Source organism: Flavobacterium sp. UGB4466, assembly GCF_903469665.1.
GTDB lineage: Bacteria > Bacteroidota > Bacteroidia > Flavobacteriales > Flavobacteriaceae > Flavobacterium > Flavobacterium lipolyticum.
This window is the reverse complement of the sequence record NZ_CAGKLC010000301.1, coordinates 1-278: the sequence shown is the minus strand read 5'-3', so window position 1 is coordinate 278 and position 278 is coordinate 1. Positions and strand designations below refer to the sequence as shown.

Here is a 278-nt window from a genome sequence, read left to right as displayed (position 1 = left end):
AGCGAGTGGATGATTGTGTCGATATTGGGTGTGTTAAAATCGGGAGGAGCTTATGTTCCTATTGATCCGCAATACCCACAGGAAAGAATAGACTATATAAAAGAAGATACTCAGTGTAAGGTTTGCCTGGATGAGCAAGAGTTAAGCAAGTTCAAAGAAAACCAGGAGCGTTATGCTAAAGATGTAGAGACTCGCAGGTCTCAACCGGAGAACCTGATTTATGTGATCTACACCTCAGGTTCGACAGGGAATCCAAAAGGAGTAATGCTCGAACATAG

At 42.8% G+C, this 278-nt stretch carries 1 protein-coding gene; it reads left to right on the top strand.

Translation table 11 applies throughout. The features are described 5' to 3' along the window. A partial coding sequence (locus JO950_RS22150) for an AMP-binding protein (RefSeq protein WP_202704571.1) occupies nt 1-278 on the top strand: 278 nt, incomplete at both ends.